Source organism: uncultured Nonlabens sp., assembly GCF_947495285.1.
Lineage (GTDB): Bacteria > Bacteroidota > Bacteroidia > Flavobacteriales > Flavobacteriaceae > Nonlabens.
In genome coordinates this window covers 57,648-71,001 of record NZ_CANLXZ010000009.1, presented here as the reverse complement: position 1 = coordinate 71,001, position 13,354 = coordinate 57,648, and the positions used below count along the sequence as shown (strand labels likewise).

12 protein-coding genes are annotated in these 13,354 nt (G+C 34.8%); 4 read left to right on the top strand and 8 right to left on the bottom strand.

Annotation, left to right across the window (positions count from 1 at the left end):
• Positions 1 to 97 precede the first annotated feature (97 nt).
• A complete protein-coding gene (rsmI, locus tag Q0838_RS05375; RefSeq protein ID WP_298952148.1) occupies positions 98 to 766 on the bottom strand; it encodes a 16S rRNA (cytidine(1402)-2'-O)-methyltransferase in 669 nt (222 codons plus the stop codon).
• Positions 767 to 949: 183 nt separating this feature from the next.
• Here rsmI and Q0838_RS05370 point away from each other — a divergent pair, with 183 nt between their 5' ends.
• Positions 950 to 1,306: a hypothetical protein gene (locus tag Q0838_RS05370; RefSeq protein WP_298952146.1), complete on the top strand. Its 357-nt coding sequence runs from the start codon at positions 950 to 952 to the stop codon at positions 1,304 to 1,306.
• Position 1,307: 1 nt separating this feature from the next.
• Here Q0838_RS05370 and Q0838_RS05365 read toward each other — a convergent pair whose 3' ends face one another.
• The 5 genes from Q0838_RS05365 to mutY form a co-directional block, all read right to left on the bottom strand.
• Complete coding sequence (locus tag Q0838_RS05365) at positions 1,308 to 2,213, bottom strand: EamA family transporter (protein ID WP_298952144.1); 906 nt, start codon at positions 2,211 to 2,213, stop codon at positions 1,308 to 1,310.
• A 76-nt stretch (positions 2,214 to 2,289) separates the two neighbouring features.
• On the bottom strand, positions 2,290 to 2,859 hold the full coding sequence (gene gldD / locus Q0838_RS05360) for a gliding motility lipoprotein GldD (protein ID WP_298952143.1): 570 nt from the start codon (positions 2,857 to 2,859) through the stop codon (positions 2,290 to 2,292).
• A complete protein-coding gene (locus Q0838_RS05355) occupies positions 2,844 to 4,181 on the bottom strand; it encodes a gliding motility-associated protein GldE (RefSeq protein WP_298952141.1) in 1,338 nt (445 codons plus the stop codon). Before Q0838_RS05355 ends, gldD begins: the two co-directional genes overlap by 16 nt.
• 24 nt (positions 4,182 to 4,205) lie before the next feature.
• On the bottom strand, positions 4,206 to 4,715 hold the full coding sequence (ssb, locus tag Q0838_RS05350) for a single-stranded DNA-binding protein (RefSeq protein WP_298952139.1): 510 nt from the start codon (positions 4,713 to 4,715) through the stop codon (positions 4,206 to 4,208).
• A 120-nt stretch (positions 4,716 to 4,835) separates the two neighbouring features.
• Positions 4,836 to 5,879: an A/G-specific adenine glycosylase gene (mutY, locus tag Q0838_RS05345; protein WP_298952137.1), complete on the bottom strand. Its 1,044-nt coding sequence runs from the start codon at positions 5,877 to 5,879 to the stop codon at positions 4,836 to 4,838.
• A 129-nt stretch (positions 5,880 to 6,008) separates the two neighbouring features.
• Here mutY and Q0838_RS05340 point away from each other — a divergent pair, with 129 nt between their 5' ends.
• Positions 6,009 to 6,299 (top strand): HU family DNA-binding protein, encoded by a 291-nt coding sequence (locus tag Q0838_RS05340; protein WP_104514313.1) that lies wholly within the window; start codon positions 6,009 to 6,011, stop codon positions 6,297 to 6,299.
• A 271-nt stretch (positions 6,300 to 6,570) separates the two neighbouring features.
• Positions 6,571 to 8,112 carry a ribonuclease E/G gene (locus Q0838_RS05335; RefSeq protein WP_298952134.1) on the top strand — a complete coding sequence of 514 codons (1,542 nt, stop codon included), beginning with the start codon at positions 6,571 to 6,573 and terminating at the stop codon, positions 8,110 to 8,112.
• A 117-nt stretch (positions 8,113 to 8,229) separates the two neighbouring features.
• Here the strand turns inward: Q0838_RS05335 and Q0838_RS05330 are convergent, their stop codons facing one another.
• Together Q0838_RS05330 and Q0838_RS05325 are read right to left on the bottom strand one after the other, a co-directional pair.
• On the bottom strand, positions 8,230 to 11,580 hold the full coding sequence (locus tag Q0838_RS05330; protein ID WP_298952133.1) for a hypothetical protein: 3,351 nt from the start codon (positions 11,578 to 11,580) through the stop codon (positions 8,230 to 8,232).
• An 83-nt stretch (positions 11,581 to 11,663) separates the two neighbouring features.
• Positions 11,664 to 12,263 carry a hypothetical protein gene (locus tag Q0838_RS05325; RefSeq protein ID WP_298952132.1) on the bottom strand — a complete coding sequence of 200 codons (600 nt, stop codon included), beginning with the start codon at positions 12,261 to 12,263 and terminating at the stop codon, positions 11,664 to 11,666.
• A 420-nt stretch (positions 12,264 to 12,683) separates the two neighbouring features.
• On the opposite strand from Q0838_RS05325, the gene Q0838_RS05320 reads away from it, so the two are divergent.
• Entirely contained in the window at positions 12,684 to 13,196 is a 513-nt protein-coding gene (locus Q0838_RS05320; RefSeq protein ID WP_298952131.1) for an acyl-CoA thioesterase, read from the top strand.
• Positions 13,197 to 13,354: the final 158 nt, after the last annotated feature.

The window sequence follows — 13,354 nt, the reverse complement described above, 5'->3', positions numbered from 1 at the left end:
CGTTCTTGAATATTTAGACTAATTACATAACTGTAAACCTAACTCCACTAATTTTATTTAAGCAACTATCTAATAGTAAGCTTAATCAGTTATGCGGTTAATTAGCACCTGCCAGCACCACTACAAATTCACCCTTAGGTTTTTTGTGTTCGAAATGGGCAATAGCTTCTGTAACCGTACCTCTAAAATGCTCTTCGTAGAGTTTTGTTATCTCACGAGATACAGAAACCTGTCGTTCTTCTCCGTAGTGCGATTTAAAGTCGGCTAGAGTTTTTAATAATTTATGAGGCGATTCATAGAACACGATCGTTCTCGTTTCTTCTTTGAGAAATTCTAGGCGTTTTTGCCTTCCTTTTTTAACAGGCAGAAACCCTTCAAATATAAATTTATCACATGGCATTCCAGAAACTGTAAGAGCAGGCACAAAAGCCGTTGCACCAGGTAACGATTGTACTTCTAACTCATTTTCGATAAGCTTGCGAGTTAGTAAAAAACCTGGATCACTTATCCCTGGAGAACCAGCATCAGTAATAAGAGCCATAGTCTCACCTGCTTGTATTCTCTTTACAATAGTGTCACTTATTTTATGCTCATTATGCATGTGGTAAGATAGCATTTGAGTAGCAATACCATAATGCTGTAATAATTTACCACTAGTTCTCGTGTCCTCGGCAAGAATAATGTCTACCTCTTTTAATACTTCTACCGCACGATAGGTCATGTCTTTAAGATTACCGATAGGTGTAGGAACGAGGTAAAGTTTCATGTGTCTTATTTATTTTACAAAGATAAAGAAGTATAGATGTAAGAAATGACTTTTAAATCTCTAACATTTTATATAACACAGTATGTTTTTATAGAGATGGCTATAGGTGTTCCGCTTTCGCGAAAGCGGAATTAAAACAAATATATACTCCTTAATAAAGCTTTCTAGAAGTATATTTGTTCTATGACTAGAGATGAACAATTAAAAGATAGATGGGCGCGTACAGTAGCGTTTTTTCAATCTCGATTTGCAGATGGTGATGAGATGGATCTAGACGCTATATTATTTATAATAGGCCTGCAAGAACTAGGTCAATTGCATCGCAAGTTTCAAAAAGATGAAAAACTACAATTGATGCATATAGCTATATGTAGGGTTTTAGAGCCTTATGGTTATTATGAATTTTCTCATTATGACGATGATAAATGGCCACATTACATTGTTAAGGAGAATTTGCCACCTCTTAAAGCTGGAGAACAGTCTTTATTAATGAAAGAAGCGATTGTAAATTATATGGTAGTAAGCGAGGTTATAGATTAACTTATTTATCACTACTTTTTCTCTCTCTAGTAACTAAAACTACGGCTAGAATAATAACACCTGTCGAGACTCCTTGCCACAAGTGGAATTGTTCTCCATCCATAATTCCCCATGTGAGACCTATCACCGGCATTAAATAAGTAACAGAACTAGCAAAAACTGGCGAGGTAATCTGGACGAGTTTGTTGAACATAATTTTTGCTACAACGGTTCCTAAAACCGATAAGATTATCATATACATTAAACTACGTTGTACCAGAGGACTAGAATAGTCCAGGGAAGGACCGTCTGCACTGAAAAATACTAAGGTAGCGAGTGGAGCTATGAATATAAAATTACCAGTAGCAATAGCGAGCGGCTTAATATTTTGAAGATGTTTTTTAATAATATTCACGTTAACTGCATAACAGGTACAAGCAATTATAACGAGACCTACAAATAAATAATTTTGATCTGGATGACTATCCATACCTGCAAGAACTAATCCTACAGCACCGGCTAGACCGATAACAACACCTAAAAGTTGCTTTTTTGAAAATGAAATTCCAAAAATTATAGCTCCTATTATTAAGGTTATTAATGGAACTGTAGAATTGAGAATGGCACTTATCGCACTGTCTATTTCTGTTTGAGCATAAGCAAATAAGAAAGCTGGAAAAAATGTACCTAGTAAACCAGAAACTGCTAGCCATGGCCAGTGCTTTCTTTTAGTTGCCGTAAAAGATTTCCATCCTATTCCAGCAAGTATAACTCCGGAAATCATCGTACGTACTGCACCTAGTTGCAGCGGTTGTAACACTAACTCTCCATTATTTTCACCGAGAGCCTTTTTAATTAAGATAAAAGAAGATCCCCAAATTAAGCTTAAGATAATTAGATATACGTATTTGAGCTTAGAATTATCCATAGAAATTAAAAGTGTAAAGATGAAATTTATAACTACTAGAAGTGCAAAATAATTACAAAAGTGTTGTGTACTTCTTTTATTCTTTCCACGTTAAAGTTTCCATCATTTTTACCATGTCTCTTTTCACATAATCTACCGCTGGTAAAATAGAGTCATAATTAGGCTGTGTATAGAAATATAAGGACGCTGTAAGAAAGTGTTTTGTACTGTCAGTGACATAAAATTGCGCATTAGAAGCCGCATTTCCCTCTATTTCATACATCATACCATAGGCAGAATTCATTTTATTTACAAATGGGTAATCAGCTATTATATCTGCTTTTTGATTATGGTCATAGGACAGTTTCTGACCGTCGATGAGAAGTTTTCTTAAATTATCTTTTACCGGTCTGTAGTTTAAGTAAACTGTAGCATCCATGACAGGGTATTCTATTTTCATAGAACAATCAGTTTTAACCAGTATTCTAGCATATTCATTTACCTTGAAAGAAAACGGACAGTCCAGATTGTTAGACTGTACGTAGTCGCCTTTAGGAAATTCTAGTGCGAGCTGGCCGCTAGGTTTAGGTAACACCTCTCTATCGTTACAGCTAGAGACTGTGATAATAAGAGTTAATACAAGTAGTATTCTTAAGCTAGCGTACATTTAATTTGTTTAATGCGTTTATTATCCATTACCTCTATTAAAAAGGTGATGTTATAAAAAGTTATTTTATCTAATTTTCTAGGAAAGTGACCTGTTTGTTCTAATATAAAACCAGCTAGGGTCTCTGACTCACCTTTATTATTATCAAATAGTTCAACCTCTTCTTCTTCTAGATCTAAAACTCTATAAAAATCTTTTAATTGCGTTTTTCCTTCAAAAACATAATTCTTATCATCTAGCTTTGAATAGACCAGATCTTCCTCATCAAACTCGTCACTGATGTCCCCTACTATCTCTTCTATAATATCTTCTAGAGAAATTAAACCGCTAGTACCACCATATTCATCTACTACGATAGCTATGTGTTTTTTCTTCTCTTGAAACTCTTGTAAAAGGTCATCTAGCTTTTTGTTTTCTGGTACAAAATAAACCTCTCTAAGAAGTTTAGTCCATTCAAAATTCTTACGGTCTATATAAGGTAATAAATCTTTTACATAAAGAACACCAGTAATATGGTCTATACTTTCTTTATAACACGGTATACGTGAATATCCATGTTCAATTACTTGCGGTATGATATCCTTAAATAATAACGTGTCATCCAGAGCAAATACATCAGTACGATTGCGCATCACATTTTTAGTATGCGTATTACCGAAACTTACAATACCCTGCAACAGCTGCTGTTCTTCGTCTGTTGTGTCATTCTCATCCGTCAATTCTAGAGCCTGAGATAATTGAGATATAGTAATATTAGATTTTTTACTACCTAGACGGTCCTGTATCAACAAGGTCACATATCGCATAGGTAAACTGATAAAACTGAATATTTTATCCAGAATATTAAGCGGTATCGCCATAAAACTGGCAAAACCTTTAGGATTGCGATTTGCGTATACTTTAGGAAAAATCTCGCCGAATAGTAATATCAAAAAAGTAATAACAACAACCTCAAGAACAAACCTAATGTCTAGATCAAATTGAAACCCAACATCTACAGCAATAGGTTCAATATTTGCAAACCACAATTCACTAAGAATGCCGAATATTAATACAGATGTTATATTGATCGCATTATTAGCTATCAATATAGTAGCTAGTAACTTCTTAGGTCTATCCAGTAATTTTTTTACAACACTACGTCTAGAGAAATCTTCATTTTCATCATCTAACTCTGTGCTGGATAGAGTAAAAAAAGCAACCTCGGCACCACTTATAAGTGCACTACCTATTAATAAAAGTATAAAAACGGCAAGATATATAAATTGATATCCACTGGAAATCAATGAAATATTAAGTAAAAGCGCTGCGTCAGGATCCAATTAGTATGAATTAATTCTTTTAAATTAAAATGGTAAATCATCATCGTCGCTAGCACTGCTGTCACTAGCTACAGGCTGGCTGTAAGTATTGCTAGATGGTGATTGCGGCTGTTGTGGGGCTGCAGCCCGAGGTTGCTGCTGTGTTTGAGTACGTGCAGGAGCGCTTTGTTCTGGCCTACTAGGTGCAGCGGCTTCATTTTTAGGTGTTAAGAAAGTAAATTCTTGCACTTGAATTTCGGTTGTGTAGCGTTGCTGTCCATCTTCTGCAGTCCACTGACGGTTTTTAATGCGCCCTTCTACATATACCTTATCCCCTTTTTTTAGGTATTTCTCACATACTTCGGCAGCTTTGTTACGTACTACACAATTGTGCCATTCTGTATTTGAAACACGCTCACCAGTACTGCGGTTAACATATTCTTCATTTGTCGCCAGCGGGAATCTACCTATGCAATTTCCACCTTCAAAGTACTTCATCTTCACTTCGTCTCCCGTGTGACCTATAAGTATCACTTTATTTACTGTACCTGCCATAATTAGTCTGTATTGAATTTATAAATATATTGTCTTGTATGGTTGTTTAAAAAGATGTCAAAGATATGGAAAAACGCCCACGTCGCTAGATGGTTAGGCCATGTAAATTACAAAATTGTTCTATTTCAACTGCCAAAAATCTCTCATAAAACGTTCCATCAATACATGTACTGGTCTTTCTTGAGCCTCTTTAATAGTAATAGCACCATCTATCTCATCTTCTACTTCCACAATCCAGAAATAGGCATGTATTTTTCTATGAGACAGTTTATGAATAATAGGTTCTTGATTGTATACGCTTTCGCGAAAGCGAGACCCACCAACAATATTTTTAAATATACCATGTCCTGTAATCTCAGCAGGCAACAGTGCACCACCAGCTTCTATATAAGGAAACTCAAATAACCCAGCCCAAATACTACTGTTATCTCGCTGGTTGAATAGCAGTTTTCTAGATGGTGTCTGTAGTACTATGTAGTGATGGAAAAGGTTCTTAACCTTAGTCTTCTTGATCTTTACTGGTAAATATTCAATTTTATCCTTTTTAAAAGCAATACAATGCGATTGAAAAGGACATGTGTAACAATTAGGGTTTTTAGGCACGCACTGTATCGCGCCCATTTCCATTATCGCCTGGTTATGCGTAGCAGGATCTTTCTTGTTAAGCAAATTGCTTGCTAATTTCTTGAATTCTTTAACACCAGCAGGCGCATTAATAGGTGTTGCAATACCATATATACGTGATAGCACACGATACACATTACCGTCCACGACAGCAACCGCTTCATTAAAGGCAAAACTAGCAATCGCAGACGCGGTATAATCACCTACTCCTTTTAAAGTAAGCAGTTCTTTATAGGTATCAGGAAATTTAAGATCATTATCGACTATTTGCACGGCGGCAGCTTGTAAATTTCTAGCACGAGAATAATAGCCCAAACCTTGCCATAATTTAAGTACATCATCCTGGGGTGCGGCAGCAAGTTCTTGAACTGTAGGGTATTTTTTAACAAAGTTTTTATAGTAAGGTAACCCTTGTTTAACGCGAGTTTGCTGCAATATAACTTCACTAAGCCATATAAAATATGGGTTTTGAGTATCTCGCCACGGCAGCTCTCTTTTGTTAACTGCATACCAATCAATAAGTTGTCTAGAAAAGTCCATAAAAAGCATTAAATTGCAGGCTGCAATATATATCTTCTTAAATTTTAATTGATTAGAGATTTCATATTTACTTTTTTAGGGTATATTTGCGCCCTGTTTAATAAACCCTAATTAAATTAAAATTTAAAAATGACTAAAGCAGATATCGTATCTAAGATTTCAGACAAACTGGGAATGGAGAAGACTGATGTACAGGCAACTGTTGAGTCTTTCATGAATGAGGTGAAGGATTCTCTTGAAACTGGAGAGAACGTATATTTACGTGGTTTTGGTAGCTTTATTGTAAAAACTAGAGCAGAAAAAACTGGACGTAACATTTCTAAGAACACAACAATTAAAATTCCTGCTCACAATATACCTGCTTTTAAACCAGCTAAAGTTTTTGTAGACGGAGTAAAATCAAACGTAAAAGTTAAGTAAAAAAATAAAAGATATGCCAAGCGGTAAAAAAAGAAAGAGACATAAGGTAGCAACGCACAAACGTAAAAAACGCAGACGTGCTAATCGTCACAAGAAGAAAAAGTAGTCTTAGACTACTTTTTTTTTATTTTTAAGAGTTCTTTGAAATAGGGTTGCAACTGACAACTCGTTGATTATACAAGTAGTAACAGACTTGTATTGAAAACATATAAACATACTTTACTTGATACTAATCGTTAGTACATGTAAGGTTATAAACATTACAGGAATTATGGATAAAGAAATTATTATCCGTTCCAGTGCTACAAAAATCGATTATGCTCTTACTAAAAATGGAAGACTAGTCGAATTACACAAAGATGAAGAAGAAAATAAGTTTGCGGTAAGTGATATATTCATTGCAAAATCACGTAAGGTACTTTCTGGGCTCAACGCTACATTTGTAGACGTAGGCTATGAAAAAGATGGTTTTTTACACTATCACGACCTAGGTGTTAAATACCTTACCCAACTTAAATTTACCAAACAAGTTTTAAGTGGTAGACGTAAAAACTTTACGCTTAAGGACATTAAATTTGAAAAAGATTTAGAAAAAAACGGTGCAATTGAAAACGCGATCACACCGACACAACCTATTCTTGTTCAAGTAGTTAAAGAACCTATTTCTACCAAAGGACCTCGCCTAAGTGCAGAGCTTTCTTTGCCAGGTAGATATGTTGTTCTTGTACCTTTTTCTGATCGCATCTCTATATCTCAAAAGATAGAGGATAAAGAAGAAAAAAGCCGTTTAAAAAGACTTGTAAAAAGTATTAAGCCTCAAGGATTCGGCGTTATAGTACGTACAGTCGCAAAGGGTAAACTCGTAGCAGAGCTGGACCAAGATTTACAAAATCTTGTAGTAAAATGGGAGACCATGTGTAGCAAAATACACAAGGCACAATTCCCTACTAAGGTTATGACTGAAGTAAGTCGAACCAATTCCCTTATGAGAGATGTCTTTAATGACACCTATACTTCCATAGTCGTGGACGACCAAGAAGTATGTGATGAAATTAAAGATTACTTAAAAACTATTGCCCCACATAAAGAGTCTATCGTAAAATATCACAATCCGAGAACATCTGTTTTTGAGAAATTTGGTATAGAACGTCAGATCAAAACATCATTTGGCCGTACAGTATCTATGAGTAAAGGTGCATACCTTGTCATAGAACACACTGAGGCCATGCATGTTATAGATGTAAACTCTGGGAATAGATCTAATAAAGCAGACAGTCAGGAAGACACTGCACTAGAAACCAACATGATATCTGCAACTGAGATTGCGCGCCAGTTAAGGCTTAGAGACATGGGTGGTATTATAGTAGTAGATTTTATAGACATGCGTAAAGCAGAGAATCGCAAGAAACTCTATGAACACATGAGAGATGAAATGTCTGAAGACCGTGCAAAACACAAGATCCTTCCACCTAGTAAATTTGGTCTTATCCAGATTACTAGACAGCGTGTAAGGCAAGAAGTAAATATCAAAACTCGTGAGGAGAACCCTGATGGAAATGGAAAGGAAATACAAGCTCCTATTCTAGTCATACAGGAAATTACCGAAACATTAGAACGACACCTTAAAGCTGGAGTGAAAAAGATAACGCTCAATGCGCATCCTTTTATCGCTGCTTTTATAACAAAAGGATATCCTTCTATACGATCTAAATGGTTTATGAACCATAAAAAATGGGTCAAGGTAGTACCTAGAGATGCCTATACTTATCTAGAATATAAATTCAAAGATAAGGACGGTAAAGAACTTAAATAATTATAAACGCCTATAGACATTGATCTATAGGCGTTTTTTTATATCTGTTTTTAAGAGTTTCACTACTGCGAAAACGTGCAAACAATAACCTCTCTCAAAGATTATATATTTAAACCATTAATGAACAATTATATGATGAGACTCTATCTGGCCTTGATGAGTTATTTTAAGAACATAAGTCCCTGGTATTAATCCAGAAACATCAAATGAAGTCCCTATTTTATGACCTTTTATAAAAATCTGACGTAAATCTGTAAGATCAAACATTTCTATAACTACATAATAATCACAAATAGGATCTCCTTCTACAGTAGTAAGATAATCGTAACAGTTTGTTGGTGTAAAAGTCCAAGTAGGATTTACATTAAAAGAAATAGTAATATCTGTATCTGCTGGTACTGGTGATATGATAAAATTATCACTCATATCATTACCAGGAGGGTTTGCTGTTGTTGTACAGTCTCCATCACATACATTTAAATCAACACTATATTCTTTCCAGTCTGACCAGCCACAAGCATTACGAGCCCTTGCTTCAAAAACAAACAACTCATCACATTGTGGAAAAATAGCTACTCTACGATCTTTACCACTTCTATAATCTCCATCCCAGTAAGCTTGAGATTGAGGTGATTTTCTCATTTCTACTTCAGCATATTCTATAAAACTTGGTGCATCAATATCAAATTGAATAGAAACCTGCTCACAATATTCAAAACTAGATGGTTGAATTGATAAAGCGGGAATATCATAATTTAAAATTCGTACATTATCTCCCATTATTGGTACTCCTACATATATTTCTCTATAGAACGATTGACCATTCCCTACATTAACTTGAATGTGACCCCAACCATCTTGTAAACCTTTAATTTCTGCAGAATGACCATTACTAGAAACAACTCTAATATTTGAACTTGTTATAAATGTTGGGTCAGTCACAAGCTTGCACTCATTCTCAAAACCTATTCTAATTACCTCATCAACACATATAGAGTTTGAGGTAAAAAATGACGGACTTGTAATAGGATAAACAGGATCTAAAACACTGCCATCATTCAAAGCTAGATTACCTAATAACCAGTCGATACTTTCTTGACTAAAACTTGTATGTCTGGTATTCAATTCTTGACCAAAATATGTGTCAAATGGAGTAAGTTTATTAGACTCACAAGCTAAATTGTAATCCAAAGGATTGTTCCAATTTTGATCTGGTTCTAAATGTGCAATAGCTGAGAACGAAGGAATAAAGGAATGAATAGGGTTTAACTTTCTCACCTGAGTATCCGTACTAACATCTGCTCCAAAAATATGAAATTGTGCTAGTGCAAAATGAAGAGCAGTGTATCCTAATGGAATATGTCTTATATCTACAGGAGGCTCTCCTTCATTTACGGCTACTGCAATATCATCTTGCGCACCAAAGTATCCACCTGGAACATTATCCATAACACCACGATCATTTAAATTAGGAGATTTAATCGTTTTGTTTTCCGGCAGTTTATAAAATTTAGCTAACCTAGACTCAGTATATGTAGGCATAAAATGAGAATCTAAAGTTGCAACATGCGTCCTAAAAACAATATTACCTATAGGTAAATTAATCTTAACTCGAGCAAAGGTTTTTATATTTAAAACTCTTTCACCATCATCAGCAAAATCTAAATTTCCAGTTTGAGTCTGTAAATCTGTCATTTTACTACCACTCAATGAGCCGTTTATAATAGATAGATTTTTAGACTTTATAGGGAAACCTTGAGAGTTAGCAACACCATTAATCGATTGATTATTATAATGTGTCTGAAAGAAATTACTACCTCTATCTTGTGAAAAACCTTGTAAAACAGTATGTCCGTCTAATCTAGTTTGATCTACATGATGATGAGACAGTCCTGGAGCCTGACTATGCGATTCAATAAGTTGCTGTTGGGCGGCAGGACTACCTAATTGGAGGTCATAGAAGTCTGCAGCTTCTGGAGAAAAGTCACGCAACAAGTAAATCAATGCCTGATCTCCCAAAGGAATGTTTGCTCCTAAATGTGGACTGTCTATACTAACCCAATGTGATACATTATGATCCCATATGTCATCTCCTGTTTCTTCTTCTTTTTGCTCCATATAAGCAAGGGCGTAACGAGATATTTGCCCACCCATACTAGGACCTACTAATTTTAAAGTAGCATTGGGGTTAAAACCTTTTGCGATATCTCTAGTTTGCTGGATCAATTTAATCAATGCCATAGCGTTGCTCTCAATATAATAAGCACCACCATCTATTTCTACTTCCTGACCTGTATTTTGATCAGTAGTGGGATAGGTAGGATGATTGACCATGATAACATCATAACCTTCTTCTCTCAAAGTCGTCAATGCATTTTTATCTTGACCATTTTCACTTTCATAAAATTGAAAATCAAACATACTATCATGTAGTGCAGGATTGAATTGTCCATTTTCTGCATTATCACTAGCACAATCTTCATCCTGACCGCAATCACAATCTTCTATTTTACGCTTATCGCCTGGATCAAAACCGTCTAGTATAATTATAGGGTTGTCCAGTTGATTATTACCACCATCATTCTCTGAATAAAAAATACGGTAATCGATCTCTGCAAAAATATTAGGATCGTTGATATTATAGCCCTGAAATGGAATGTCGGCAACTATCCTTCCATTTTCTTTAAATGTAGCACCAGCACAAACTGGAGACAAAGTTTTAGGTACTACAGTAGGCTCATATTTAAAATAGATTTTAGATTTAGTGGTGATGGTCGTATTATCTTCATAAACAATATTATAAACCGCTATTTTCTCTCCATCAGTACTGTAATTAACAGTTATTTGTTGTGCTGTTAGATTAAAATTAGAGATTAAACTCCTACTAGTGCCATCACCAAAATCTGCGGTTAAGGTCTTAATTCGCTGTTGCTGGTTTTGAAAGAAATAGGCAGAATCTATTTTATAGGTAATGCCTGTTCCTACTGCTGCTTTATCTAGTGGTGCAATAACCGTAGTATGTAGGGTATAAAATGGTGGCTGTCCGTTAATTTGACTGAATTCTTGGGTGTCTTCATTATAGAGCAAACCTCCATTTTGCTCATCATCTACATGATGGTTGAGTAATTGAAAGTCAGTATTTAGGATTCCAAGAGGTACTATATTATCTGACTCTACTTTTATTTGATCTTTAAGCACACTGGAAGAGACAAACAAGTTATCGTTACTGGCACGATGCATTTCTAACAGTGCCTGTTTAAAATAATCATAGTTTGCGGTATCAAAACCTTCTTCTCTATTAAAATTGTAAAGATTGGCCAGTTGTAGAGTACGTTCATAAATAATACCACTAGTTACTCCGGTTTGGTTGACATTGACCAGAGCATCGTCAAGAGTTTTCTCTTGATTTTGTGCAGTGGCGTTACATAAGGATAGTGCTATCCCTATGCTAAGAATAATTCTTTTCATAAATTTGAATGTTTAATAGTTAATAAATTAGAGTGTTGCTGTTAAGCATTTATAGACTGCCGTTGGCGCGGCAGTCTATTTAACTAATTAAAAGAGGTGTTTTGTAAGGTAAAAGCTTCTAGGTCAAATCTTCCAAGTACGATATTAATTGTATCATTAACATTTTGAGTGTTTATTAATTTCATATCAAATGTTGCATTATGAAAATTTGTAACTCCCGTATTAATTTGATTCGATATTTCGATTTGTCCAGAATTTGGAAAAGTAATATATCTTTGATATCCTAATTGATCATTCTTCCATATTCTACAATGAGCATATGTATTGTTTAAACCATCTAAACTGCTCAATCCATTAGAGTCTTGCATTAGATAAATTTTAGATGAATTATATCGGAAATTTTCAATATGAATAAGTAAGCTAGAAGTTTTATTGCTCTTGAAATCATCAATCTTATACTCGACATTAGTTGATTCTGTTGTGATTATTCTAAGACCTTTATTATCACTATTAACAGTAATCCTACCATCTCTAGGTTTAAAGAACTTACCATCAATCAAACAACCAAAGGTGTTTTCTCCTGTCATGGTAATGGGTGGTAATAAACTTTCTTGAGATGGAGCGTCGTCACTGTCGCAAGTAGTTATTAGTAATGCTACGAGTAGAATATAAATAGTTTTCATGGTATAAAGATTAAAGTTATCTATAAAATAGATATAATAATATTATTATGTTTGCGTAAAATTGATCAATAAATGATTACAAGATTTACATATTCTTTTAAAAAACATGAAGTCTAACAGCTCATCAGGAGGGAAAAAATCTTGCTGTATCGACATTTCTAATTTATCATGATCTAAAGAATAAAATGTTAAATATTTACTAAAAAAAAACAATAGCGCTTATAGAGTTATAGATAAGTTCCTGACTAACAGATACTAAATACTTGAAAAGAATTTCATTTAATGATTTAATAACACTACTTAACTCTACTAAATACTGCTTTTAAATCTTTTAGGAATCAACTACAATTTCTCAATATTTTCTAAAATTATTCCTTACCACATTAATTACCTAGTACCTTTGAAAAAAATTTAAGCAGCATGCAGCCTAAAACACCTTCACAATCATTTACTACCGTAACCGATATGGTCTTGCCTAGTGAGACAAATCCGCTGAATAACTTATTCGGTGGTGAGTTACTAGCTCGTATGGATCGCGCGGCGAGTATTGCTGCCAGACGTCATTCTAGACGCATAGTCGTTACAGCTTCTGTAAATCACGTAGCTTTTAATAGAATGGTACCGCTAGGAAGTGTTGTAACCATAGAAGCACAAGTAACAAGAGCTTTTAAGACCTCTATGGAGGTTTATATGGACGTATGGGTAGAAGATCGTGAAAGCGGTGAGCGTACTAAAGCAAATGAAGCTATTTACTCTTTTGTTGCAGTAGATGATACTGGACAACCTATCGCAGTTGCTCCTATAAACCCAGAAAGCGAACTTGAAAAAGAACGTTATGATGCGGCTTTAAGACGTAAACAATTAAGTCTTGTTCTTGCAGGAAAAATGAAGGCAACAGATGCTACAGAATTAAAAGCACTATTTGCTGAATAAAGTATACAAACTACTAGCATTAAAAAACCGCTATACACCTAATTATAAGGTAAATAGTGGTTTTTTGTGTTTAACTAGAACTTGCCCGTTACAAAAAAAGAGTGAAAGTTATAAAGTCAACCTCGTTAATCTTAAATACTGAATCTCTTTCTAAGAGA